The organism is Microbacterium mangrovi, assembly GCF_000802305.1.
GTDB classification, from domain to species: Bacteria; Actinomycetota; Actinomycetes; order Actinomycetales; family Microbacteriaceae; genus Microbacterium; species Microbacterium mangrovi.
This window is the reverse complement of record NZ_JTDK01000014.1, coordinates 170,554-195,786: the sequence shown is the minus strand read 5'-3', so window position 1 is coordinate 195,786 and position 25,233 is coordinate 170,554. Positions and strand designations below refer to the sequence as shown.

The following is a 25,233-nucleotide window of genomic DNA, read 5'->3' as shown; positions in this document are numbered from 1 at the left end:
CCCCCCCCCCCCCCCCCCCCCGGCAACGGGCGGCAGAAGGGAGGGACCCGTGGACCCGGACTCAGAACGTGCAACCACGTCGCCGGCTGGCGATGGCATCGAGCTGCGCGAAGCGATGACCGGCCGAGCGAGCCCGGCGAAGGCCGCGGTCGGCGACAAACCGGTCTTCGCGTACATCGCGAGCCTGCCGCAGCCGCAGCGCGGCATCGCCGAGGCGGTCGATGCCCTGGCGGCGCGGACGCTGCCTGGTCTTCAGCGCTCGGTGAAGTGGGGAATGGCGTACTACGGCGTGGGCGACGGATGGTGCTTCAGCTGCGGCGGCTTCGCCGGGCACGTCAAGCTCATGTTCATCAACGGCGTGACGCTCGATCCGGTCCCCCCTGTCACACCCACCGGGATGGGAAAGGCGACGCGCGGTGTCGAGATCGAATCCCTGGACGCTCTCGACGAACGGCAGGTCGCGGAGTGGATGACACAGATCGCGTCCAGGCCCGGTGTCGGAGGGAAGAAGCGCTCTTAGCGTCGACGTGCGAACCGGAGGAACACGGCGAACCGTGCCGTGGTCCGTCGCCGCGCCACCAGCGACTGCGCGTTGGTCAGCGTTCCGAGCATTCTGATCTCCGTTCACACGGCCGTGTATCCGCCGTCGATGACGATCTGCTGGCCGGTCAGATAGCTCGAGGTGTCGGACGCGAGGAAGACGACCAGCCCGGTGAGGTCTTCCGGGGTTGCCATGCGCCCCTGCGGGATGCGGGAGACCCAGTCGGCTTCGAGCTCGGGTTCGCGCTCGATGATCGCGCGAGTCAGGTCGGTGAGGACGTACCCGGGTGCGATCGAGTTGACGCGGATGTCGGAGGACGCCCATTCCACCGCGAGCGACTTGCCGAGGTGTGCGACCGCCGCCTTGGACGAGTTGTAGGAGGCGGCCCACTGCGGCACGTTGACGATGAGCCCGGACATCGAGGCGATGAGCACCGCGCTACCGGGCAGGCCCGCGTCGAGCAGCCCGCGCCCGAACGCCTGCGCGGAGAAGAAAGTGCCGGTGAGGTTCACGTCGATGACCTTGCGCCAGTCCCGCGCGGTGACGTCGATGGAGTCACCGTTGATCTCGATGCCCGCCGCGGTCAGCAGCACCTGGGGCGTTCCGATCCGCTCGGCCACGGTCTCGAATGCAGCCGCGGTGGCGTCCTGGTCTGTCACGTCGAGATGCTGGCCGACGGCTTGCACGCCATATTCGTCGGCGATGCGCAGCGCGACTTCGGCGACGTTGTCGAGCAGATCGAGGAGGGCGACGTTCATGCCCTCCGCGGCGAGAGAACGGGCGACGGCGAGCCCGATGCCGCGCGCCCCGCCGGTGACGACTGCGGTCTTTCCGCTGAGGTTGGTGTTCATTTCTGCTTCTCCCTGATGGTGTTTTTGGTATCGGACGGTGGGGTGGCGTGTGCGAGGTTCCATCCCTCGCGGGCCGCTTCGATGAAGTGGTGGGTGGCCTCGAGGGGATCGTTCGCTGTGAGGATTCCGCTCGTGGAGCCGGTCCCGTCGGCGCCGGCGGCCATGATCGCGCGGGCGATCTCGGGGGTCGAGACGCCACCGGCGTGCATGGCGCGGACCGCGGGATTCACTTCGCGCACGGATGCGGTGACGCGGCCGATCCATTCCCGTGGCCCGCTGCCGGTCGTGCCGATGAGTTCCGGCGGTTCGTAGAGCACGATGCTGGGGTGGTCCGCCGTGACCAGCAGCGCCTCTGCTTCACTGCCCGCGCAGGCGATCGTGTGCAGGCCGGCATCCCGAGCCCGGTGGATGGATGCCCTCAGCTGGACGGGCGTCAGCGGGTTGGCGTCGTGATTGAGCATGACACCGACCGCGCCGGCATCCACGAGTGACTCGGCCGTCACGCGTCCGAAGGAATCGCCGAGCGGGTCGAGGGCCATGTCCTGGGCGAAGACGTGCACGCCCGTGCCGAGGTCCGCGATGGGCGCGATCATGGCCGTCGGCACGGTCAGGATCACTGTGATGTCATGGTCCCGCGCAGCGTCGCCGGCTGCTCGTGCCAGTCGCTCGAGTGCTGGGCGCCGCAGATGGTTCTTCGGACCAATTTCGAAGAACGGACGCTCGAAGGCCATGCTTCACGCACCGATCAGGTCGGTGAGGAACGCGGCGTTGGCCGGCAGCGTCTCGGTGGGATCCCCCGCGGTGGAGCACTCGAGGTTGACGTACCCCGTGTAGCCGATTTCGCGGAGCGCGCCGAAGATGCCGGGCCAGTCGAGGTGTCCCATCCCCGGCAGCAGCCGGTTGCTGTCGCCGAGGTGGACGTGCACGATCCGGTCGCCGGCGTCGCAGATCGCCTGCACGGGGTCGCTCTCCTCGATCGACATGTGGAAGAGGTCAGGCAGCAGGCCGGCGTTCGGGTGGGCGACCTCGTCGATGAGACGCACGTTGTCGCTCACACGGTTCAGGTAGCGGCTCTCGTACCGGTTGATGGGTTCCAGCAGGATGCGCGCGTCGCTGCCGGCGACGACGTCGAGCATCTCCCGGTAGAACGCGAGGAATGCTTTGTGCTGGTCTGAGTCGAGTTGCTGGAACGGGTCGAACAGCGGGAGGGGATCCTGCACGCCGTACTGGTACTCGATCTCGGTGACCGCACCGATCTCGGCGCAGACGGATGCCGCCTGCCGGTACATCGCCCGGCATGCCTCACGCTCCGCGAGGTCCTCGGACATCGCCTTGCCGTAGATGTCGTCGGCGAGCACGAACTCGACGGGTTTCACACCGGTGCGCGCCTCGAGCGACGCGAGCTCGCGACGGACCTCGTCGTTCCACGATTCGAGCGGCTGGAACACCGCGATTCCGTCGTAGCCCCAGGTCTTGAGGCGCTCGGCCTTCTCGGTGAGGGTGTCTCCGGGCACCATCGGGGATGAGCAGCACAGTTTCATCAGGTCCTCCATGTCAGCGCGCTCCGTAGAGGCGGTCGAGATACTGTTCGAACAGTCGGTAGCGGTCTTCGCGAGCGGGGTCTCCGGACGGCTGGAAGAGTTTCGTCCGCGGCGGATGCAGGTGGCGGGCGTCCGCGATCCGGCCCAGTTCGCCGGCGGCGACGAGCGCCAGGATGGCTGCCCCTCGGCAGGTCGCCTCCTGCTCGTCGGGGACGAGCAGGTCGAGTCCGCAGACGTCGGCCTTGAGCTGGCTCCAGTAGGTGGATGCCGCGCCCCCGCCGGTCGAGACGATGCCGTTCGCCCGATCCGTCGTCAGGTAGTCGATGTTGCGTCGGAGGAGGTGCGCGATTCCCTCCTCCACGGCGAATGCCATGTCGATCCGGTCATGGCCGAGGTCGAGTTCGACGAAGGCGCCCTTCGCGTTCGGGAAGAAGTCGGGCGGGTTCACGCCGGTGAGGTAGGGCATGAACATCGGCGCGGCGGAGACCTTCCGGGCACGGAGCTGCCGTTCGAGTTCGCCGTACCGCATGCCCGCGAGGGACTGCAGGCGGAACCACTCGAGAGCTGCTCCGCCACCGTCGACGCCGTTGAAGAGCACAGTGTCGCCGTCGGTGAGCCCGGAGTGGAACGAGACCTGGCGATCGGGTTCGAAGGTCCATCCGCGGACCAGCTGAGACACCGACAGCACCGTTCCGGCGGACTCGCTGACGACGTTCGGCGCGTAGGAGCCGGTCCCCGCCATGGCGCAGAAGTGGTCGAGTGCGCCGACGTTCACGCGATACCCGCGCGACGGCGGCAGCGCCTCGCCCACCTCCGGGAGGACGGCACCGAGGTCGCTTCCGGCGGGCAGGACCTCGGGGAGCGCCTCGGGTGCGATCCCGCAGAAGTCCCCCATCTCGTGCCAGTACTCGGCCTTCCGGATGTTCCAGAAGTAGGTGAAACCCCGAGTCGTGATCTCGCCGACGGCGTGCCCGGTGAGGCGGCGGAGCAGGTCGTCCTTGATCATCAGGACCGAGTGCGTGCGATCCAGTGTCTCGGGCTCGTGGTGGCGCAGCCAGCGCAGCTTGGCGGCCGGCCAGGTCGCCGACGGGTGGGGCTGGCCGGTCACCGCGAACGCCTCGCCGTCGCCGAAGACCGCGCCGATCTCATCCGCCTCTGCCGTCGCGCGATCGTCCAGCCACGACATCCCGGGCCGGACCGGCTCCCCGGCTCGGTCGAGGAGGACCAGAGATTCGGCTTGCCCGGTCACCGAGATGATCGCGTGATGGGCCGCTGTGTTCGCGTAGGCCGACCCGCACTGATTGATGAGGTCGAGCACGGTCCGGAACAGCAGCGCCGGGTCGAACTCGACTCGCTCGCCGTCGCGTGAATAGCGCGCGGGTGCCGACGCGATCGCGAGACGTTCCAGCGTCTCGCTGTACAGCACCACTTTGAGGTTGGTGGTGCCCACGTCGACGGCGTAGACGAGCACGCTCAGGCTCCGAGGATGTGGAAGGAGACGGTCCGCGTGCGGGGGCGCACCGAGTCCAGGTCGCCGAAGTAGACGCGTCCGAACTCGCCGAGGACGAGTTCCCCGCCGACGAGCGGAATCGTCTCCGAGCGCCCCAGAATCGACGACAGGATGTGACCGTCCGTGTTGAGGCCCCACTCGGGCAGTTCATCGCGCAGCTTCGCTGCATTCCGGATGTGGATCGGTCCCGGGTGGAGATACTGCCCCTCGTGTCGGGTGGGCGGAGCGATCTTCGCCAGCACGTTCAGGGTGTCCTGCAGAAGCAGCTGCGTGCCGTAATAGGTCGTGTCCTCGGACTCCTCCTGCAGCAGCACACAGCAGCTCGTGTGCGGCGAGTACGCGACGACGAGGCCATCGGTGATGCCGCTGTCGCGCACGAATTGCTGCAGATCCGCAGTGACGTCGAAGAACTCCTGACGGGCGGGGGTCTCGAGCGTGATCGATCGGCTGTGACTGACCATGGGGCATCCTTCTTTCGGTATCGCGACGTGCTCGTCGAGTCTGCAAGCGCCTCGAAACGAGCGGAAGCTCGAAGTGGCGATGACCAAATAGGGTGGCCTTATCAGTGGGAGGAGGACAGATATGCCGTCGATCCCCGACGTGAGTCTGCGATCGATGCGGTACTTCGAGGCACTCGCGACCGAGCTCAACTACCGGCGTGCAGCGGAGGTGCTCTTCATCACGCAGCCCGCCCTGTCCGGGGCCATCCAGAGCCTGGAACGCACTCTCGGCACGCGCCTCTTCGACCGCGACACGAAGTCGGTCGCTCTGACGGATTCCGGGCGGGAGTGGCTCCCGCACGTGCGGCGCGCCCTGCACGAGGTGGATGCCGCGCTGGAGGCGGCCGCGATGCTCGTCGACCACGGAACGGTCCGGCTCGGGTACCTCATCGGCACCGGCGCCGATGTCATGTTCGAGTTGCTCGATGGCGCCGACCGGGTGTTCCCCGACATCCGCATCGAGACCGTCGAATACGACTTCTCGGACCCCACCGCGGGTCTCGCTTCGGGCGCATCCGACATCGCGCTGCTCCGGCCGCCGGTCGATGTTCCCGACGCCAAGATGGCGATCGTCGCCGAAGAATCGTGGGTCGCGTGCCTGCCGAAATCCCACCCGCTCGCGACGCGGTCAGAACTGCGGATCGAGGAACTGCTCGACGAGCCGATCATCGTCGCGCCGAAGTCGGCCGGGGGCTGGCGGGAGTACTGGTACGCCGCAGACGTCCGGGGCGGAAAGCCGCCGATGATCGCTGCGGAGGCGGCGACCTACGAGGCCGAGGTGACGCTCGTGTCCCGCGGAGTCGGGTTGAGCTTCACCACCTCATCGCTCGCGCGACTCTACGACCGCCCCGGCATCCAGTTCGTGCCGATCACCGACCGACCGATCAGCTACACCGCGGTCGCCTGGCGGCCCTCGCGACTCACCATGTCCGCGTCGCGCCTGGTCGAGCACATGCTGAGTCGTCTCCCGTCCGCCAAGAAGTCCTGACCGATCAGCTCCGCTTATCGCTAGATCACACGTTCGACATTCCGCACACCACCCCGTCCTCTGTTCACTGTTCTCAGCGACCAGCACCCACTGGTTCCGCAAGCAATGAAGCGAGGAGAAGCATCATGGTCGATTCAGCCCTCCCCGAGGAGGCATCCCTCACCCCGCCGCCACGTGTCGTCGGGGAGGACGAGGACGCCCGCCTCGCTGAGTTCGGCTACAAGCAGAAGCTCGATCGGTCCGTCGGGAAGATCGCGTCGTTCGCGATCGGATTCTCGACGATCAGCGCGACCACGGCCGTGTTCACCGGGTTCTCCGCCGGCTACCTCAACGCCGGCGCCCCGTTCATCTGGACACTGTTCCTGGCGATCCCCGTGTTCCTGCTCTGGACGCTGATCGCCGCCGACGTCGCCGCGAAGATCCCGCTCGCCGGGTACGCCTATCAGTGGACGAGCCGTCTCAACGGGCCGACCTTCGGCTGGTTCACCGGGTTCTGCGCCCTGATCGGCTGGATCAGCGGCATGACCAGCCTCGGCTACATCTTCGCCGGTTACCTCGGCAGCGTCATGGGATGGACCATCACCCAGCAGCAGCAGATTCTCATCGCGGTCGGCGTGGTGATCGTCTGCGTCGCGATCAACGCCTATCGGGTGCGGCTGGCGACATTCATCAACAACATCGGCGTCGGGCTCGAGATCGTCGTCACCGTCGGCGTCACGCTGGCCATCGCGGTCGTCATGTTCGCCGTTCCCGGCAATGTGCAGCCGTTCTCGTCCCTCTTCGTCGGCAAGAGCCCGGATCAGACGACGCCGTACATCCTCGCGTGGCTGGCGGCATCCCTGGGGCCCTTCTTCGGTCTCGTCGGCGTGGAAGCCGTCGCGGACGTCGCCGAAGAGACCAAGAACGCCCGCAAGGTCATCCCGCGCACGATGTTCTACGCCTTCGCGGTCTCGTGCATCATCGAGTTCCTGATGTACCTCGTGTACACGCTCGCGATCAAGGATCCGTCGGTGCTCGCGAACTCGTCCGCGCCGATCGAGGCGATCATCACACAGCAGCTCGGGCCGATCATCGCACGAGTCGTGGTGGCGATCGCGCTCACCAACATCCTGGTCTGCCTGCTGTCCAACGTGCTCGTCGGCACCCGCCTGCTGTACTCGCTCTCGCGCGACAACATGATGCCGTTCTCGCGCGCTCTCCGCCACGTGGCCCCGAAGCGGAAGACGCCGTCGACGGCGGTCATCACCCTGGGCGTCGTCTCGGTCCTCCTGCTGATGTCGGCCCTCATCAGCCAGCAGGCGTTCAACTACTTCCTCGGAATCGCGACCCTCGCCTTCTTCACCACCTACGTGCTGCAGACCATCGGTCTGCTTATCGCCGCAGCCCACGGAAGGATCCCGGAAGCCGAGCCTGGAACGTTCGATCTCGGTCGCGGACGGGTGCCGATCCTGATCATCAGCCTGGTGGTGTTCCTCGCCGTGGAAGCGGCTCTGATCTTCCTTCCCGCGTTCGCCGGAAATGCCTACGTCTTCGGTGGCATCGTGTCGATCGCCCTGGTCTGGTGGCTCGTCTCGCTGCGGAAGCGCCTGAAGGACGGCCAGGCCGGCTCCCGATACGCCTTCGAGCACCCCGACGAGGAGACCGTGTCCATTACGGAACTCCGCTGACGTGAAGTCCCGGCGTGGGTCGGTGGGTTCGATTCCCGCCGGCCCATGCCGCCCGCGGGGCTCCGGAAAGACCTCCGCAATCTTGAAGCGTTTGTTCACCGATGCGGCGCATACTCCGTGGTGTGAGGACGATGGGGGTCGAGGAGGAACTCCTCCTGATCGACGATGGCACCGGCATCCCTGTCCCGGTGGCCCCGCGGCTGCTCGCCTCCGCGCCGGATCACGACCTCGGGAGCCGGGTCGCCGCCGAGTTCCAGCAGGAGATGGTGGAGGTCCAAACGCTGCCGAGGCACTCGGCGCACGAGCTGTTGCGAGACGTGATCGAGGGTCGGGCCGCGGTGGATGCCCTGGCCTCACGATTCAAAGCCCGCGCCGTGGCGCTGGCGATCTCGCCTCTTCCGATCACCCCGCATCCGACCAGGAATCCTCGCTACGACGAGATGATCGAGCGCTACGGCCAGGTGGGTCGCACCACCCTCGTGTGCGGCCTCCACGTCCACGTGAGCATCGAGTCTCGCGAGGAGGGAGTCGCGGTGCTGGACCGCATCCGCACCTGGCTGCCGACGCTGCTGGCGCTGAGCGCCAACTCCCCGTTCGCGAACGGCTTCGACACGGGTTTCGCCAGCTACCGCTTCAACGCCTGGCATCAGTGGCAGAGTGCCGGCCCTTCCGAGGTGTTCGGGTCGGCCGATGCGTACGACGCGTTCGAGCGGGAGCTCCTCGCGACGGACGTCATCATGGACGCCGGGATGCTGTACCTGGATGCGCGTCTCTCGCACCGGAATCCGACCGTCGAAGTGCGCGTCGCGGATGTCTGCCTCGATGCCCGGGACACGGTGCTGATCGCAGCGCTGGTGCGCGCCCTGGCGGACACGGCGAGCGCCGAGTGGCGTGCCGGCATCCCGCCCGCGGCGTTCTCCGCGGCCGCCATCCGGCTCGCCGAGTGGCAGGCGGCGCTCACGGGCGTCGGCGGTCGCCTGCCGAAGCCGGACGGCTCCGGCTCCGCCGCGGCGTACGTCGTCGTGGAGACGCTGCTGCGGCACGTCGAGGCCGCGCTGGCGGCCAACGGCGACCTGGCGTCGGTCGAGGCGGGACTGCGCCGCGTGCTGGTCGACGGCGGAGGGGCTCGGCAGCAACGCAGTGCGTACGCCCGGAGGGCCAGCCTCACCGACGTGATGTTCCGCTCGGTGGATGTCACGCATCGCAGGACGGACCTGAGCCCGACCCTGCTCCCCCTCGGCTAGGCACGACGAGTTCGGCAGCGCGCCGGTGGCGGTTCAGTCATCGTCGAAGTCGACATTCTCGCCGCGGAGAGCGGCGATCGCCTTCACGACCAGCTGTACGGCGGCGACCGCGATGACGGCCGCCACGACCAGTGCCAGCACGGGGTCGAGCCAGAAGAGGCCCCCGGTGATGAGGATGACGAGCCCCGCGACCGCGACGGCGCCGGCCGTGGCGGCATCCGCGAGCGAGTCCAGCAGGACGGAGCGCATGTGCAGGTCTTCGTCGGCCGCCGAGCGGCCCAGCACGAAGGCGCCCGCGAGCATCACCAGCATCGTGATCACGCTGACGATGACCATCGGCAGACCCTCGACCGGAGGCGGGCCCGCGACGAGGCGGGTCACCGCCTCGACCACGACGATGATCGTCATGATCAGCAGCAGGGCCGCGTTCACGAGGGCCGCGATCGCGATCGGCCGCTGGGCGTGGGGATGGTCCGGATCCCGGTCGCGCAGGGCGATCGCGATAAGCCCGAGGACGAGGGCGAGACAGTCCGCCACGGTGTCCCCCGCGGCCGCGAGCACGCTGATCGAATCGGCGAGGATGCCGGCGACGACGAGCCCGACGATGAGGGCGGCGTTCAGGCCCAGGGCGATCAAGATCCGGCGACGCTGGCTCCGGCGAGGCGCGCGGGATGCCGGCGAGCGCGACTCGTCCGTGATGCCGTCATCCACCACACCACTGTAGGCGGACGGCTCGAGGTGTTCGGCGCCGCCGACAGTCCGCGGCCCCCTAGCGAACCCGGATCTGAAGCACCAGGCCGATCGTCGCCGACACGGCGATCACGGCCGCGTAGACGATCGAGATCGTCGTCAGTCCGAGAGCGGAGATGAACAGCCCCGCCACGATGACGGGGAGGCCGAAGGCGAGATATGCGACGAGGTAGATCGCCGCGAACAGCCCGCCGCGCTCGTGGTTCGGAACATGCTCGGCGAGCAGCCGGATGTTTCCCGTGAAGGTCGAGCCGAGCCCCATGCCGCTGATGACGCCTCCCGTCCACAGGTGGGGAACGTGATCAATGCATCTCACTCCGCGCGATTGGGACCAGACTCGCCACGAGTCGCATCGATGACCGGCTTGATATCCAATGCGACACGTCTCGGCTGGAGGACGTGAAATCCCCAGACCCTCCCGATGTCCGTATCGCCAAGCTCCACGGGGTGGCTCGGGGCGTCTGCAAAGAAGAGTCGCATCGGGCCCTCCGCGAGGGTGAAGCCGGCCAGCCGCAGGAATTCGCCCACGTCGGTGCGGCTCCTGCTGAACCTCACCGACAGGAGCGAAGCGTTACAGGCACGGCCCCCATCCGCGATTTCACGAATGAGGCTGCTCCCGATCCCGCATCTCTGGACCGGAGGGGCGACTGCGATCGCCCTGATGTGCAGCACCTCCCGGGCCATCACCGTCGCCAGTGCGCGTTCGTGCGGATGCCCCAGGCCCATCGCGTCACCAGGTGCAGTCCTCGATGCGACAGCCGCGGCGAGGATTCTCCCCGAACGGGACTCAGCCACGCGAGTGATGGACGCCGAGTCGGCCCCTCCCCCCAACGACGTCTCGAGCGACGCACTGGTCGAATCGATCGGGAGGTGCTCGGAAAGGAACCTCAGCGTCCGGCTTCGGTCCCTCTCACCACGGACGCGACGCGACGCGACGGCCGCGCCGACGTGGGCATTCGGGCGTCGTGGCACCCGTGGTCGGTTTCGAACGACCGGCTCGTGCTGTTCGCGATCGGTGTCTTTCTGGGCGTCAATAGGACGATTGTCTTTTGCACCTGTTTCGATGAGATTTCACCGTTGACGGATCGGTGTTAAATGATGCGCGCGAACACACTCTCCGTCGCGAGCGCCTAAAGAGCATCCTTCGATGCAGACGTGCCGGCGTGAGCGACCGCCCAGTCGAGGGCGTACTCGGCCACCTCCTGCCAGCCGTCCTGGCTCACGATGCGGTGGGTGCGGCCCGGGAACTCCCTGTACTCGACGATCGCGGGGCTGCCCGTCGAGCGGTACTTCTTGACGATGGCCCGGCCGATCGCGGGCGGCACCACATGATCTCTCTCGCCGGTGATGATCAGCAGCGGCGCCCGGTCGGCCCGCGCATAGTCCACGTGGCTCGCGCCCCCTCGCTCGTTGAACGCTGCCGCGACGCCCTCGAAGAAGACCCGGTTGTAGGAGTTCACGGCGTACTCGGCCCAGATGCGGTCGGATGCGTCCCGGCTGAGGTCGTTGCCGAAGGTGAAGTGGAAGTGCGACTTCGAGATCGGCTTCGCGCCGTTGCGCCCGAAGGGGTTGCTGAGGATGGGAGCGCCGGTCCACAGCGTCGACAGCGGCAGCGTGGTGACGCCCGCGGGCTGGCCGGGCGTCACTCCCACGTACGCCACGCCGAGGTCGCGGTCTGCGAGCATCTGGGTGAAGAGGCCGCCGAAGGAGTGCCCCATGATGATCGGCTTGTGCGGCAGTGCGCGGATGATCCGCTCGTAGTGGTCGACGATCTGGGCGATGCCGATGCCCTTCAGCGCCTCGGGATTCCTGCGGATGTCGTCGACCTCGCGATCGTCGATGCCCGGCCAGCCGGGAACGATGACCTCGTGCCCTCGGGATCGGAAGTACTCGGCCCAGGTGTGCCAGCTCTTCGGAGTCATCCATAGTCCATGCACGAGGACGATGGGGACCTTGCCAGTGGGTGCGTTGTCGGGGTTCATGCGTGCTGCTCCTTGTCGATGGCCGTGGGCCTCGGGGGAAGTAGAACGATCGTTCTACATCGTGTGCTTCGAAATGTAGCCCGTGGAAACGCCCGATGTCAAGCAAAAAGAGAAAGATCGTTCTATCCTTCTTGTCATGGCTACTCGCACCACTCCCGCCGGGACGTCCGCCGCACGGGAACGCCTCCTCCGCGCGGCGACCGAACTCTTCTACCGCGAGGGCATCCACTCCGTCGGCGTCGACCGCGTGATCGACCAGGCGGGCATCACGCGCGCCACCTTCTACCGGCACTTCCCGAGCAAGGAGGACCTCGTGGTCGCCTACCTCGGGGTCGAGGACGCGACCATCCGCGAGGCGTTCGAGCGCGCCGGCGCGGTCACCGACGAGCCCGAGAAGCTGCTCGGACTCGTCATCCAAGGACTCGCCGAAGACGTGGCACGCCTGCACACGCGCGGCTGCCCCTTCATCAACGCCGCCGCCGAATACCCGGACCCGTCCAGCCCGGTGCGGGCGGCCGTCGGCGCGCATCGCGCCTGGTTCCGCTCGCAACTCGAGGGGCTCGCCGAGGCGGCGGGATCGGACGATCCCGCCGCCGTCGCAGCACAGCTCGTGCTGCTGCGAGACGCCGCGATGGTCGGCGGCTACCTCGACGGCTGGGACCGGGTGCGCGCCGCGTTCCTGTCGGCCGCGACGCGCGCGGCGGGCCTGGAGGCCTGAGTCCCGCACTGGACCCGATCGCCCCCGCGAGACACACCGCGACCGGAGGTGAGTCCGGCCGCGGTGTGTTCGGTTCACTCCCGGCGTTTGCGGAAGATGGCCGGCGGGTTCTCGGTGGCGGGGCGTTCGGCGACGACGGGGAACTTTCCGGTGTGTCCTTCGCGGGCGGCGGCGGCTTGCTGGATGCGTCCGCGGAACGTGTACCAGCCGATGATCAGCAGCGGGATGATGACGATCAGGGATGCCAGCACCCACCGCCCGGTGGGGGTGAACGCCATGGTGACGAGCACGAACGCGAGGAACGCGAGGGTCAGCCACGCGGTGAACGGGGCACCGAACAGGCGGAACGCGGGGCGTTGGATGCGGCCCTGGTTCGCCCACCGGTGCAGTTGCATCTGACACAGGATGATGGTCGCCCAGCCGCCGATGATGCCCAGCGCGGACACGTTCAACACGATCTCGAACGCCTGCTGCGGCACGACCGCGTTCAACCCCACCCCGAGCAGGGTGATGCAGGAGGTGAGCAGGATGCCACCGTACGGCACCCCGTTGCGACTCATCCGCATCGTGAACACCGGCGCCGACCCGTTCACCGCCATCGACCGCAGGATACGACCCGTGGAATACAGGCCCGCGTTCAGGCTCGACATCGCCGCGGTCAGCACCACGAAGTTCATGATCGACGCCGACACCTCCCCCGCCTGCGGGGAACCGATGTGGGAGAAGAACGTGACGAACGGGGACTCGTCCGCGGAATACGTGTTGTACGGCAGCAGCAGCGACAGCAGCAGCACCGAGCCGACGTAGAAGATCGCGATCCGGATCACGACCGTGTTCACCGCGCGCGGCATGATCTTCTTCGGCTCCGCGGTCTCCCCCGCCGCGGTGCCGACCAGTTCGATCGCCGCGTACGCGAACACCACCCCGCTGATCGCCAGCAGCGGCGCGAACGCGCCCATCGGGAACCAGCCCCCGTTGTCGGAGATCACCGTCAGCCCGGTCGGACCGACGTCGGTGTGCCCGACGAACAGCAGGAAGATGATCCCGATGATCAGGAACACCACCAGGGCGGCGACCTTGATCAGCGCGAACCAGAACTCCATCTCCCCGAACACCCGCACCGACACCAGGTTCAGCGACAGCACCACGATCAGCGCGACCAACGCGATCGCCCACTGCGGCACCGCCTGCAGGAACGGCACGTACGGCGCCCAGAACTTCACATACAACGCCACCGCGGTGACATCCACGATCGACGTGAACGCCCAGTTCAGGAAGTACAACCACCCGGCGGTGTACGCCATCTTCTCGCCGTAGAACTCCCGCGCATACGACACGAACGACCCCGACGACGGACGATGCAGCACCAGCTCGCCCAGCGCCCGAAGAATCAAGAACGCGAAGAACCCGCACACCGCATACACCAGCACCAGCGACGGACCCGAGGATGCCAGGCGCCCGCCGGCCCCGAGGAACAGACCCGTGCCGATCGCACCCCCGATCGCGATCATCTGAATCTGACGCGGCCGCAGAGTCTTGTGGTACCCCTCCTCCTCATTCGAGAAGTCCTGCGCCGCTGCGGCGCGGTCGCCGGTGAGTTCGCGATCGTTCTCGAGCGCGTCTTCTGGATCCAGCCGTGGGCTGCTGTGGGAATCCGACATGTTGTTTGCCTTTCGTTGGAGTGGAGCACGAGGGACCACCCGGCTGAGCGCGACTCCGTCAGCGCTGCTCATCGAGTGCGGTGATGGTGAGCAGGACCTCCTTCACCTGATCGAGATGGAAGTGCATGCCGTCCTCGGCCTCGGCGACCGATCCGCGGGCGATGGCCGCGACGATGGCACGGTGTTCGCTGTCGGACTGCTCACGGCGGCCCGGCGCAAGGTTGATGACGCTCGACTGACTGACCAGAGCGTGGCTGATCTGGGCGAGCACATCCGCGAAGACCGGATTCCCCGACGCCGCGGCGATCGTCGAGTGCAGGGACGAGTCGAGCTCGACCCACTTCTTCGGATCCTGTTCGTTGTCCATCTGCTCGAGGAGATCCTGCAGGGCCGTCACCTGGTCCTCGCTGCGACGGACCGCGGCCAGACCGGCGGCCGCCACCTCGATGTGCGGGCGCGCCTCGATGAGATCCGACGCCGAATAGCCGCCGAAGCGGAGTCCGCGGGTGGCTTCCAGCGCGGCGACGAACGTCCCGCGGCCTGTTCGCGTGACCGTGAGGCCGCGGGTTTCCAGGATGCGGAGGACTTCGCGGATGACGGTACGGGAGACTCCGTACCGGGCCGCGAGCGCGTGCTCCGCGGGCAGCCGGTCCCCCACGCGGGCGACTCCGGCGGTGATGGCGTCATTCAGATCGCGGAGCACGTACTCGACGGCGCCGATGCGACCGCCGGTCGGCTGACCGGTCCAGCTGTCTGACAGGTTGTCCACGCGTCCGATCCTGCTGGCACTCTGTTTCCCCGGGATTTCAGTCCGGAGGATTTTGGATGACGCCCGCCGGGGGGGGGTGCGTGTCCGCGCGCGATCGAGGGTTCGCCTGGCGTTCGCCGTCGTGACCGCACCCGTTCACAGGTGTGGGAAAGCATCGGGGAGCCCGAAGGAGTCCCATGATCGCCCGCCCTGCCGCGCCCCGCCCCCGCGTCCCGTTCGCCCGCAGCATCCTCGCACTCCTCGTCGTCGTCGGGAGCCTCGCGGTCTCGGTGCTGGCCGCGGCCCCGAGTGACGCGCACGGGTTCTCGAGCGTCGTCTACGTGGATGCCGCGAAATCCGCCGGCGACACGGTCCGCACGACGCTCGAGCTCGAGTACGACCTGCTCGTCGTCTCGGTCGCCGAGAACGAGAAGGCCCCGAAGTTCTACAAGGACGGCATGGCGGTCTTCCAGACCGGCCACGAGCCGTCGGCGCTCAATGCCCATGCGGACGAGGTGGTCTCGTATGCGACGAAGCGCTTCGCGGTCAGCGCAGGCGGCAAGCCGTGCGTGCCCGAGCGGTCGCGTGCCATCGGCGTGACCTACCGCGAGCAGTTGCCGTATGCCGCCCTGACGCTCGACTGGCACTGCCCGCCGGCGAGCGCGCACGAGTTCCGCTCGCAGCTGTTCCCGGATGGCGAGGGCTACGTGCAGGGCACCGTCACGATCCTCAAATATGCGCTGGACGGGCAGTCCGGCAGCGCGAGCCTCACGGCGGATGCCACGACGTTCAGCACGGAGCAGCCCGCGTTCGTCCGGTTCGGGCAGTTCTTCCTGCTCGGCGCCGAGCACCTGCTCTTCGGCATCGACCACATCCTGTTCCTGCTCGCGCTCATCGTCGGCTCGCGCAGGCTGCGGGACATCGTGCTCGCCGCGACATCCTTCACGGTCGCGCACTCGGTGACCTTCATCCTCGCGGCGCTCGGCCTCGTGACGGTGCCCGCGGCGATCGTCGAACCGGCCATCGCGATGTCGATCGCCGTGGTCGCGATCTGGTACCTGTGGCGGGTGTGGCGGGAGCGCAACGATCCACTCGCCCGGATCGCGCGTCAGACGAAGACGGGGCTCGACACGGCCGACTGGGCGCGCCTGGCCGTCGTGTTCCTCTTCGGGCTCCTGCACGGGCTCGGCTTCGCGAGCGCGCTCGGCATCGACGAGCCGCTGTCGTGGTCGCTGCTCGGCTCGCTGCTCGTCTTCAACGTCGGCATCGAGGCGGTGCAGCTGAGCATCATCCTGCTGGTCTTCCCCCTCCTCCTGCTCCTGCGCCGCCAGGTGCCGAAGGCGGGGATGCTCGCCGGGGTGGTCGTCGCGGCCGGCGTCTCCGTCATGGGACTGATCTGGTTCGTGCAGCGCGTCTCCGGCACGGCGTGACGGCCGCTGCGAGCGGTCGAGGTCAGTAGCGGTCGACGGGGATGCGCACGATGACGCCGGTGTACCCGCTGAGCACCGCGGCGGCGCCGGCCCGCAGCGCGGCGTAGGCACGCGGCGCCGTGACGGATGCCGGATCGTAGTAGTCCGCCTCCGGGACGCCCTCGCCCAGGTAGGCGGATCCCACCCAGTCCGTGGCGGTGATGTTGGTCGTCGGCTCGGCCACCTCGGCCCCCAGCACGAGGAACTGCTGGGGGTTCTCGCCGGCGTAGTTCGCGGAGACGACCGCGACCGGGTCGACCAGCCCGTTGCCGGCGACCACGATGAGATCGGCGGTCTTGGACCGCGCCGCGTGATCGATGGCGTCGATGGAGGTGTGCGGATCGCCGAGGTACCGGACCGTCAGTGAGACCCGGTCCTCGTCGCGGGCCCAGCGCTTGACAGCGTCGACGAGGGTCGCCACCTGTGGGTCGTGGGCGGTGTGCGCGTCGCGGCCCTGGGCGAGGAGCATCACCCGGTACTCCCCGGACGGGCGGACATCGGTCCAGGTCTCGGGGTCCGGCTCCACCACCTGGCTGCTGTAGTACGTCGCGCGGTCCGGGGCGTGGAAGCCGGATGCCAGGCTCCCCTCCGCCGCGGACGCGGGGTGTCCGGGCGTCGCCGATGCCAGGGACTTTCCGGCGATCCACACTCCCGCGATCGCCACGACGACGACTGCGAGGACGAGGACCGACACGACGGTGCGACGGCGGACGCGACCGGGGGACTGGACCGGCACGGAGCGACTCCATTCAGGATGCGGATCATCGGCGATGGCAGCGGGATGCCCCGAAGGGCGCCGCCAGGAGTCACCGTACGGGGCGCGGCATCCGCACGACGAACCAGGCGCGGGACAGCACGAGATGGTCATCGGCCGACCGTGTCCAGTTCACCCGGGCATCCACTGCAGTTCGCTGCACCGTTGCCGAAGGTGGGAAACATCTATGCCGGACCCGAGAATGCTCTGCATTTTCGCTCCACCATCCCGATTGAAACCTTGTGAAGGATCCGAAGAGATGAAGAAGAAACAGTCCCGCGGACGTCTGGCCGCGAGCGTCGGGGTCATCGCCCTCGGCGCGGGCGTCGCGACCGGCGGCGTCTTCGCCGCCCAGGCCGCGGTCGCCGCTGATGCGCCGGTCGACATCAAGACCATCGTGCTCGGCGTCGGCGCCGACGAGCGCTCGCACTACGTCACCTGGTACGCCGACAAGGACACGGCATCCGTCGTGCAGCTCGAGAAGACCGCCCAGCTGGACCACGGCGCGTTCGACAAGCACGCCGTCAGCTTCCCCGCCGAGATCATCGCCACGACCGGCACCTCGGGCGGCGACGTCGCCCGGTCGCCGTACCGGGGCAGCGCCCTGCTCAGCGGCTTCTCCGCGAACACGAGCTACTCCTACCGGGTGCTCGCGAAGGACGGCTCGGCCTCGCCGACCTACACGTTCAAGACAAGCTCGTTCGGCGTCGGCAAGGGCTTCACCTTCGGCGCGTTCGGCGACCCTCAGATCGGCGCGGACTCGAACAGCAACTCGCTGTCGACCTCGTCCGACCTGCAGGAGGACGCGGCCGGCTGGACGGCCACCCTGAACGCCCTCCAGGCGGATGCCGCGAACGACGGCCTGCCCCTCGAGCTGCTCACCTCGACGGGCGACCAGATCGAGACCGCCAACGTCGAGTCGCAGTGGGATGCCTGGTTCCAGCCGGACCAGCTGCGCACCATCCCCTACGCCGCCGCGATCGGCAACCACGACTCCTCCGACCTCGGCTACAAGTACCACTTCGCGCTGCCGAACAGCGACGTCACCACCTCCGACCTGCAGACCGCGGCGGGCGGCGACTACTGGTACACCTACAAGGGCGTGCTGTTCGTGGTGATCAACTCCAACGCCCAGTCGAGCGTCAAGAACCCGGCCCACATGGACTTCGTCCGCAAGGCCGTCGAGGCGAACCCGTCCGCGCAGTGGAAGGTCGTCTCGTACCACCACGCGATCTACTCGCCGGCCTCGCACGCCAACGACAGCGACAACGTGGCTCGTCGCCCCGACTTCACCAAGGCGTTCTCCGACCTCGGGATCAACCTGGTGCTGCAGGGCCACGACCACTCGTATTCGCGCTCGTACGTGCTGCGCAACTCCGGCGACGGGGCGGCGCGTCAGGATGCCGCTGAGCAGCAGGCCCAGGACTCGGTGTTCGAGGGTCCGGGAGGCGTCGTCTACGTGACGACGAACTCCGCCTCGGGCTCGAAGTACTACTCGCTCACCGAGCCGATCGCGGGAACGAGCGACGCCACGCACAACGGCCTGTACGACCTGCAGTTCATGCCGTGGGGTCCCGCGAAGGCCAACGCGACCAACGGCACGCCGGCGGGCACGCACGCCCTGCACTGGGCCAACTCGGTCGAGAACCAGGACAACGTCCGCACCTATCTCAAGGTCGAGGTCACCTCGCAGTCGCTGAAGGTGTCGAACGTGGTCGCCGGTGTCTGCGACTACCCGAACAAGTACACGACCCAGGGGTACGGCACCTGGTGCGGCGCGGCGCAGGCAGGCGGCAAGCTCGTCGACACCAACGGCGACGGCGTGTTCACCCGCAACCAGCCGTCGCGTGGCGCGGCCGGCACCCCCAGCAACGCCGACGCCGACAGGTTCGTCACCACGCAGGGCGTCGCCCCCGTGGGCAGCATCCAGGACTCGGTGACGATCACCCGCGACAACAGCACGAAGTGATGACCTCGCGATCCTGATGAGCGGAAGGGCGCCCCCAGCCGGGGGCGCCCTTTCGCGGCCTCACACCTTCACGCGGCGTAGCTCGCGGCGAGGCGGCGGAGGCCCTCGTCGATCGACACCTGCGGCGACCAATCGAGGTCGCGGCGGGTCTCGCGCTGGTCGAACCAGTGCGCAGTCGACAGCTGCTCTGCGAGGAAGCGCGTCATCGGCGGTTCGTCGTCGCCGGGCAGGAACGCCCACACCCGCTCGATACCCGAGCCCGCCGCGCGACCGAGCCAGGCCGGGACGCTCCACGCGGGCGGGCGCACTCCGGCCGCGAGACAGATGCTCGCGAGCAGGTCGCCCACCGGGCGCGGCTCGCCGTTCGTGATGACGTAGGCCCGGCCGTGTGCCTCGGGCGCGCGCTCGAAAGCCGCGGCGATCCCGCCGGCGGCGTTGTCGATGTAGGTGGTGTCGATGAGCGCGGTTCCGTTGTTCAGCAGCGGCAAGCGTCCTCGTCGCGCCCGGTCCACGACACGGGCGATCAGCTGTGTGTCGCCCGGCCCCCAGACGATGTGCGGCCGCGCGGCGACGACATGCATCCGCGACGAGTCCCTCGCCAACGCCATCAGCTCCGCTTCGGCTTTGGTCCGCGCATACTCGCCGCGCGCATGCTGCGGGTCTGCGGGCTCCGCACCGACGCCCGCCAGAGCAGACCCGGCGTGGGCGACCGAGGGCGAAGAGACCTGCACGAACCGGGACGCTCCCCCGCGCTCGGCCGCGTCGAGGAGCATCCGGGTGCCCTCGACATTGACCGCGTGGAACCGTTCGGCGGGGCCGGCGAGCGACACGTTCGCCGCCAGGTGCACGACACCGTCGACGCCCTCGACGGCGCGCTGAACAACCCGCGGGTCCGTGATCGATCCGAGGACATCCGTGACCCCGGCCACTCGAGACGGCCGCCGCTGCAGGGTGCTCACCCCGAAGCCCCTCGCGACGAGCTCGGCGGCGACCGCGCGACCCAGGTATCCGGATGCCCCGGTGACGAGCACCTTCACGGCGCCGTCGGCTTCGCGCCGGAGAGGATGCCCTCAGCCCATCCGGACAGCCGCGACCGATCGATCTTCGAGTTGTGGCGGATGTCAGTGGGCAGCTGCGGCACAGCGAGAACAGCGACGAGGGGGATGCCGACGCTCTCGCGCACCGTCCGGGTGAGGGCCGGATCGGCGAGCCCCGCCCGCCTCACGCGAGGGGTGGTCTCGACGACCGCGACCGCCTGCCGCAGCCCGTGCGGCCCGATCCCGACGACGGCCGCACGACGGACAGCATCGACGCGCTCGACCCGCTGCTCCGCTCCGACAGGCGCGATGAGCCTGTCCGCCGCGGCGATCACATGCGGCATCCGGCCTTCGATCCACACGCGTCCGCGCTCGTCGAGGTGCCCGACATCGCCCGTGCGATGCCAGCGGAGCTCCTCGCCGTCCCCGGTCTCGCGGACGGACTCCCGGTCGGTGAGCCAGAGCCGGTCGTAGTGGTCCCTCAGATGCGGCGCCGACACGACGATCTCACCGAGCACTCCCGGCTCCGCGCTCGGGGTGCCGGTCGCGCGCCCGTCGGCGTCGAGCGCGCTCACCAGCACGCGATTCGAGCCGATCGGCACTCCGACGCAGACGCCGGCATCCGGAGAGTCCGCCGCATCCCGCACGCCTTCGAGCGTCACATCGGTGACCAGCAGGCACTCGGTCATGCCGTACGGGGTGTGCGCCGTCGCATTCGGCATGATCTGCGCCGCGGCCTCCAGCAGGCCCGCACCGATCGGCGCTCCCGTCGAGAGGAACACGCTCACCCGGGCGAGCGCCTCGCGGTCGGCCTCGGTCAGATCGCCGGCGGTGTCCACCACGTTCAGGATCGCGGCCGGGGACAGGAAGACGATCCGGCCATCCGACGCGCGGACGGCCGCGGCCACCGCGGCTGCGGTGAGGGTGCGCGGTGCGGAGACGTCCATGTCCGGTGTCGCCGACCGTGTCCCCAGCGCCGGACCGAGCAGCGCGAACGGGGCGAATCCGGTGACCAGACCGGTCTCGCTCGTCACGTCGAAATGCTCGGCGAGAACGTCGCGAAGCGCGGAAAGCTGGGCGTGCGTGTAGACGACGCCCTTGGCGGGTCCGGTCGATCCCGAGGTGAAGAGGATCGCCGCGTCGTCACCGGCATCGGGCGGAGCCGGAAGGGACTCGTCGCGTCCCGCCTCCACGATGTCGCTGAGGCTGTACGAGACGCCGAGTGCCGCAGCCGACACCCGCGGCAGCCGAGGCGCCGAGATGCGCATGCCGGGCCAGCCCAGGGCACGCGCCGCGGCGAGACCGGGAGTCTCGCCGATGATGACGTCCGGCCACGCACCGCGCACAGCGCGGGTGAGGCCGCGGATGCCGAGCCCCGCGTCTGCGACGACGACCACCGCGCCGATCCGGAGGCAGGCATACACGACGGCCGAGAGCGTGGGTCCGGGTGGGATGAGCAGCGACACCCGGTCGCCCTTGCGCACGCCCACCCGGTGCAGCCCCGCGGCCAGTCGCCGCACCCGATCGTCGAGCTGCCGCCAGCTCACCCGGCGGACCGGCTGCGAGCGCCCCGTCGCCATGTCGATGATCGCGACGTCTCCATCTGCGGCACGATCGGTGAGCTTCTGCCAGATCGGCACGAACCCGGGCTCAGCGGTGGCTGTCACATCGGCTGTCTGCTCGTCGTCGGACTCCGCCGAGACGACACCCGGCGCTTGGAGCGTTTCCGCCCGGTCGCTCAGCCACGCGAGCACCGCGTCGGCGTACGGACGATCCTCGGCGACCAGGTGACCGGCTCCCTCGAACCGGTGCACATCGGCGTGCGGCAGACGATCCACGAGATCGTCGAGATATCGGTCGGTGAAGATCGGGTCGCGCGGCCCCCACAGGAGCAATGCCGGCACGGTGAGCCCGGCGACACCCGAGGCGATCCGGTCGAGCTCGGGATGACTCTCGTGCCGCTCATCGACGGGGATGTCGTCGACGAATCCGCCGATCCCACGACGCCGGGCGGCGGACCGGTACGGTGCCCGGTAGGCGGCCTTCGTCGCGGCATCCAACGCGGGCGAGGCGAGCGCGAGGGTCGTGTCGAGAAATGCGGACGTGGTCACGGTCGAGGTCGCGAGCACACCGCGCACGCGCGCGAGGCGCAGCGGCGCGGGGATCGGGACGCCGGACGGATGATGCACGGCGGTGTTCAGCAGCATCACCCCGGCGAGCGCGGCCGGATGATCGATCGCCCAGCCGAGCGACACCACGCCGCCCCAGTCGTGGCCGAGGGTGACGACCGGCCCGGTGAGGGCAAGCGCCTCCGTGAAGGCCGCAAGATCGGCGACCCGCTGCGCGAGCGGGCGGTGCACGCCGGTGCGCTCGGAATAGCCCATGTCGAGCTGGTCGACGGCGACGAGGCGCCACACGGGCCCGCCGGCCTCGGCCTGGCGCACGGTCTCGGCGACGAGGGCTCGCCACAGGTACGACCAGGTCGGATTGCCGTGGACGGCGAGGATGGTTCCGACCGCGGGATGCCGAAGTCGGTCGAGCTCTGCGCCGTTGTCGAGGCAGTGCCATTCCCGCACCGACCCGGCGTCGATTCCTCGACCGGGCACGGCGACGATGCGGGAGAACCGGGGATCGAGACCGGGCAGGTCGTGTGGGGGCAGGCTCGCACCTGCGCTCACCAGGCGAGCTCCATCATCGCCGTGTTGAGCCCCGAGCCGACGCCCATCAGCAGCACGCGGTCTCCCGGGCGGAGCGTCGCCTGCTCTTCGACGAGGGTGATCGGGATGGAGGCGGGCCCGACGTTGCCGTATTTGCTGAAGGTCACCGGCACACGCGAACGGTCGAGCTTCGCCGCCTTCACGATCGCGTTGGTGTGCACCGAGGAGACCTGGTGCGTGACGTAGCGGTCCATGGACGACCACCGCCACTCCGCGGCCGCGCCCTTCCACGCGGACTGGACGAGCTCGAGGCCGCCCTTGAGCAATGCCTTCGCGTCCGTGAACATGCCGTCGACGCTGCCGACGCACAGGTCGTGGAACTGCGTGGCGGCGCGCGACACCCCGCCCAGGATGCGATGGCCGGCGGGATGCTCGTCGGCCCGGCCGAGCACCGCCACGGCGGCTCCCGAACCGAGCGTGAGAGAGGCGAACTCGCTCATGAAGTCGTCACGACCCACCTCCGGGCGAAGCAGTCGACGGATCGTGTTGTCCTGGATGTCGTCGGCATCCTCACCGTTGACGATCATCGCGTAGCGGATCTGACCAGACTCGATCATGGTGGCGGCGAGGTTCATGCCGCTGACGAACCCGAGGCAGGCGTTGGCGATGTCGAAATTGATCGCGGAGCTGGGCAGGTTCAGGCCGTGGTGCAGACGAACCGCGACCGATGGTTCGAGGTGCTTGCGGGTCACGGACGTGTTGATGAGCAGTCCGACCTCGGAGGGATCGACCCCCGCCTCGGCCAGCGCACGTCGTCCTGCCGCGATCGTCGCGTCGTCCGAAGACTCGCCCGGCGCCCAGTTGCGTCGCTCGATCACCCCGGCGACACGCTGCAGCAGCCCCCCGGGCAGTTTCAGTCGTCGCAACGCGACCGACAGACGATCCTCGATCTCGGCGGATGTCGTCACGCGGCTCGGCAGGGTGCTCGCCACGGACAACAGGGCCACGTTGCTCAGCCGCGAAGTCGCATTTCCGTCCACCGGACCCCCCATCGAATATGGCCCAGCAGGCACTGACCCCAGGAAATGGACTATACGCCGTACGGGTGTGGGCCGGATTCAGGATGCCGAATACGGGACGTCGTCGAGTGCGGCCACCAGGCGGGAAGCAGCGCGAGGTAGATGCGCAGGAAGTCCTCGACCCGGGGTTCAGGCCGGCCGAGCCATCCGCGGATGAGCCCCACCGTTCCGTCCGCGAGGAAGCGTGACGCAGCGTCGGAGACCTCGGGCGCCGATGAGCCTTCGACCGTGATCGGGATGTCGATCCGCCCATCGCGCAGCAGCGCTTCTGTCGTCCCCCGGAAGTGCCTGCTGAGCATCCCGTGCAGCGCTCCGCCGTCGTCTCCGAGCTCACGACGGTAGATCTCACGGTGGCGCAGGATGTGCTCGAGGACCCCGGCGGTGACGGTGGTGAGGGCGGTCGCCGGGTCCCCGTGATCACGCATGAGCTCGTCGCGCAGTCGGTCGAGCTCTGTCGTGAGCGCGGCTTCGACCAGTGCCTGCGGGGAGTCGGCGTGTTCGTAGAAGGTCGACCGGTGCACGCCTGCGGCGTTCGCGACCTGCGTCACGGTGAGCGCCGAGATCGGGTGCTCGGCGGCGACCTCGAGTGCCGCGGCGAAGAGTCGGTCGCGGCTTCGGCGCTTGCGCGGATCCATGTCCACCCTCCGGGGAATATCTACGACAGGTGTTGGTTATCTTAGATGTCCGACAGCTGTCGGACAAGGAACGGCGCCACACATGACGCCACCAACGGAGGTAAATCATGGCTACGTATGATGTCGCGGATCGCTCTGCCGTCGTCACCGGCGCTGGATCCGGCATCGGCCGGGCGATCGCCCTCACTCTCGCCGCGAACGGCGCGGCGGTCGTCGTGGGCGACGTGCGACAGGAAGCCGCCGACGCGGTCGTCGCGGAGATCACGGAGGCGGGCGGCACCGCCGTCGCGTTCGTCGGCGACGTGTCGGATCCGGCGGTCGCCGTCGCCGCGGTCCAGGCGGCACAGGCACTCGCCCCGCTTCGGATCGCCGTCAACAACGCGGGCATCGGCGGCGCCGCGGCGCCGGTCGGCGAGTACCCGATCGACTCGTGGCAGAAGGTCATCGACATCAACCTGAACGCGGTGTTCTACGGCACGCGCGCGCAGGCGCCGGCCATCGCGGAGAACGGCGGCGGCGCGATCGTGAACATCTCGTCCGTCCTCGGCTCGGTCGGCATCCCGATGTCCTCCGCCTATGTCACCGCGAAGCACGGTGTCGTGGGCCTCACGAAGAACGCGGCCCTCGAGTACGGGGCACAGGGCGTGCGCGTGAACGCCGTCGGCCCGGGCTTCATCCACACGCCGCTCGTCGACGCCAACCTCGACACGGACGCACAGGCGGCCCTCGCCGCACAGCACGCCCTCGGCCGTCTCGGGGACGCGCAGGAGGTCGCGAACCTCGTCGCCTTCCTCGCGTCGGATGCCGCGACCTTCGTCAGCGGCAGCTACCACCTGGTCGACGGCGGGTACGCGGCACACTGAGGCGCGCCCAGACGATCAGGATCGGCCCGCGAGACTAACCCTCGCGGGCCGATCCGTCAAGGGTCCGTG

General features: G+C 68.6%; 24 protein-coding genes. 8 read left to right on the top strand and 16 right to left on the bottom strand.

Features of this window, described 5'->3' with window-relative positions; all coding sequences use genetic code 11:
• Positions 1-49 precede the first annotated feature (49 nt).
• Positions 50-520, top strand: a complete 471-nt coding sequence (locus tag LK09_RS20865; RefSeq protein ID WP_082008294.1) for a DUF1801 domain-containing protein — start codon at positions 50-52, stop codon at positions 518-520.
• 104 nt (positions 521-624) lie between these two features.
• Here the strand turns inward: LK09_RS20865 and LK09_RS15105 are convergent, their stop codons facing one another.
• From LK09_RS15105 to LK09_RS15085, 5 genes are read right to left on the bottom strand one after another with little or no spacing between them, the layout of a single operon-like run.
• The gene (locus LK09_RS15105; protein WP_039401160.1) at positions 625-1,392 is read right to left on the bottom strand and encodes an SDR family oxidoreductase; all 768 of its coding nucleotides are present in this window, start codon (positions 1,390-1,392) and stop codon (positions 625-627) included.
• A complete protein-coding gene (locus LK09_RS15100; RefSeq protein ID WP_269430941.1) occupies positions 1,389-2,123 on the bottom strand; it encodes a triose-phosphate isomerase in 735 nt (244 codons plus the stop codon). The genes LK09_RS15105 and LK09_RS15100 overlap by 4 nt, the downstream gene beginning before the upstream one ends.
• Positions 2,124-2,126: 3 nt before the next feature.
• Entirely contained in the window at positions 2,127-2,933 is an 807-nt protein-coding gene (locus LK09_RS15095; RefSeq protein WP_197061070.1) for a sugar phosphate isomerase/epimerase family protein, read from the bottom strand.
• 13 nt (positions 2,934-2,946) lie between these two features.
• On the bottom strand, positions 2,947-4,404 hold the full coding sequence (locus tag LK09_RS15090; RefSeq protein WP_039401155.1) for an FGGY-family carbohydrate kinase: 1,458 nt from the start codon (positions 4,402-4,404) through the stop codon (positions 2,947-2,949).
• A 2-nt stretch (positions 4,405-4,406) separates the two neighbouring features.
• Positions 4,407-4,904 (bottom strand): YjbQ family protein, encoded by a 498-nt coding sequence (locus tag LK09_RS15085; RefSeq protein ID WP_039401152.1) that lies wholly within the window; start codon positions 4,902-4,904, stop codon positions 4,407-4,409.
• 121 nt (positions 4,905-5,025) lie between these two features.
• Between LK09_RS15085 and LK09_RS15080 the strand changes: the two genes are divergently transcribed.
• From LK09_RS15080 to LK09_RS15070, 3 genes are all read left to right on the top strand, one after another.
• Positions 5,026-5,931 (top strand): LysR family transcriptional regulator, encoded by a 906-nt coding sequence (locus LK09_RS15080; protein WP_197061069.1) that lies wholly within the window; start codon positions 5,026-5,028, stop codon positions 5,929-5,931.
• Between the two features lie 125 nt (positions 5,932-6,056).
• The gene (locus tag LK09_RS15075) at positions 6,057-7,598 is read left to right on the top strand and encodes an APC family permease (RefSeq protein WP_052226835.1); all 1,542 of its coding nucleotides are present in this window, start codon (positions 6,057-6,059) and stop codon (positions 7,596-7,598) included.
• A gap of 131 nt (positions 7,599-7,729) precedes the next feature.
• Positions 7,730-8,842: a carboxylate-amine ligase gene (locus tag LK09_RS15070; RefSeq protein WP_039401149.1), complete on the top strand. Its 1,113-nt coding sequence runs from the start codon at positions 7,730-7,732 to the stop codon at positions 8,840-8,842.
• Between the two features lie 33 nt (positions 8,843-8,875).
• On the opposite strand, the gene LK09_RS15065 is transcribed toward LK09_RS15070, so the two are convergent.
• The 4 genes from LK09_RS15065 to LK09_RS15050 form a co-directional block, all read right to left on the bottom strand.
• On the bottom strand, positions 8,876-9,553 hold the full coding sequence (locus LK09_RS15065) for a cation diffusion facilitator family transporter (RefSeq protein ID WP_197061067.1): 678 nt from the start codon (positions 9,551-9,553) through the stop codon (positions 8,876-8,878).
• A gap of 58 nt (positions 9,554-9,611) precedes the next feature.
• Positions 9,612-9,854, bottom strand: a complete 243-nt coding sequence (locus tag LK09_RS15060; RefSeq protein ID WP_039401145.1) for a hypothetical protein — start codon at positions 9,852-9,854, stop codon at positions 9,612-9,614.
• Positions 9,855-9,904: 50 nt separating this feature from the next.
• Positions 9,905-10,318: a GNAT family N-acetyltransferase gene (locus LK09_RS22230; RefSeq protein WP_039401143.1), complete on the bottom strand. Its 414-nt coding sequence runs from the start codon at positions 10,316-10,318 to the stop codon at positions 9,905-9,907.
• Between the two features lie 404 nt (positions 10,319-10,722).
• Entirely contained in the window at positions 10,723-11,574 is an 852-nt protein-coding gene (locus LK09_RS15050; RefSeq protein WP_039401140.1) for an alpha/beta hydrolase, read from the bottom strand.
• Positions 11,575-11,710: 136 nt separating this feature from the next.
• Between LK09_RS15050 and LK09_RS15045 the strand changes: the two genes are divergently transcribed.
• Positions 11,711-12,292, top strand: coding sequence for a TetR/AcrR family transcriptional regulator (locus tag LK09_RS15045; RefSeq protein ID WP_039401137.1), 582 nt, complete (start codon positions 11,711-11,713; stop codon positions 12,290-12,292).
• Between the two features lie 74 nt (positions 12,293-12,366).
• Here LK09_RS15045 and LK09_RS15040 read toward each other — a convergent pair whose 3' ends face one another.
• Both LK09_RS15040 and LK09_RS15035 read right to left on the bottom strand, forming a co-directional pair.
• Entirely contained in the window at positions 12,367-13,953 is a 1,587-nt protein-coding gene (locus LK09_RS15040) for an amino acid permease (protein WP_052226833.1), read from the bottom strand.
• Positions 13,954-14,011: 58 nt separating this feature from the next.
• A complete protein-coding gene (locus LK09_RS15035) occupies positions 14,012-14,722 on the bottom strand; it encodes a FadR/GntR family transcriptional regulator (protein WP_052226832.1) in 711 nt (236 codons plus the stop codon).
• 176 nt (positions 14,723-14,898) lie between these two features.
• Here LK09_RS15035 and LK09_RS15030 point away from each other — a divergent pair, with 176 nt between their 5' ends.
• Entirely contained in the window at positions 14,899-16,131 is a 1,233-nt protein-coding gene (locus LK09_RS15030; protein ID WP_052226831.1) for a HupE/UreJ family protein, read from the top strand.
• Positions 16,132-16,153: 22 nt separating this feature from the next.
• Here LK09_RS15030 and LK09_RS15025 read toward each other — a convergent pair whose 3' ends face one another.
• The gene (locus LK09_RS15025) at positions 16,154-16,906 is read right to left on the bottom strand and encodes a hypothetical protein (RefSeq protein WP_052226830.1); all 753 of its coding nucleotides are present in this window, start codon (positions 16,904-16,906) and stop codon (positions 16,154-16,156) included.
• Between the two features lie 277 nt (positions 16,907-17,183).
• Here LK09_RS15025 and LK09_RS15020 point away from each other — a divergent pair, with 277 nt between their 5' ends.
• A complete protein-coding gene (locus LK09_RS15020; RefSeq protein WP_052226829.1) occupies positions 17,184-18,893 on the top strand; it encodes a purple acid phosphatase family protein in 1,710 nt (569 codons plus the stop codon).
• 68 nt (positions 18,894-18,961) lie between these two features.
• On the opposite strand, the gene LK09_RS15015 is transcribed toward LK09_RS15020, so the two are convergent.
• The 4 genes from LK09_RS15015 to LK09_RS15000 are packed head-to-tail and all read right to left on the bottom strand — an operon-like array spanning position 18,962 to position 24,301.
• Positions 18,962-19,930 carry an NAD-dependent epimerase/dehydratase family protein gene (locus LK09_RS15015; RefSeq protein ID WP_039401130.1) on the bottom strand — a complete coding sequence of 323 codons (969 nt, stop codon included), beginning with the start codon at positions 19,928-19,930 and terminating at the stop codon, positions 18,962-18,964.
• The gene (locus tag LK09_RS15010; protein ID WP_039401127.1) at positions 19,927-22,608 is read right to left on the bottom strand and encodes an alpha/beta fold hydrolase; all 2,682 of its coding nucleotides are present in this window, start codon (positions 22,606-22,608) and stop codon (positions 19,927-19,929) included. The genes LK09_RS15015 and LK09_RS15010 overlap by 4 nt, the downstream gene beginning before the upstream one ends.
• On the bottom strand, positions 22,605-23,639 hold the full coding sequence (locus tag LK09_RS15005) for a 3-oxoacyl-ACP synthase III (protein WP_039401124.1): 1,035 nt from the start codon (positions 23,637-23,639) through the stop codon (positions 22,605-22,607). Before LK09_RS15005 ends, LK09_RS15010 begins: the two co-directional genes overlap by 4 nt.
• Positions 23,640-23,677: 38 nt before the next feature.
• Positions 23,678-24,301 (bottom strand): TetR/AcrR family transcriptional regulator, encoded by a 624-nt coding sequence (locus tag LK09_RS15000; protein WP_039401121.1) that lies wholly within the window; start codon positions 24,299-24,301, stop codon positions 23,678-23,680.
• A 107-nt stretch (positions 24,302-24,408) separates the two neighbouring features.
• Here LK09_RS15000 and LK09_RS14995 point away from each other — a divergent pair, with 107 nt between their 5' ends.
• Positions 24,409-25,164 (top strand): SDR family NAD(P)-dependent oxidoreductase, encoded by a 756-nt coding sequence (locus LK09_RS14995; protein WP_039401117.1) that lies wholly within the window; start codon positions 24,409-24,411, stop codon positions 25,162-25,164.
• The last annotated feature ends 69 nt before the right edge of the window (positions 25,165-25,233 follow it).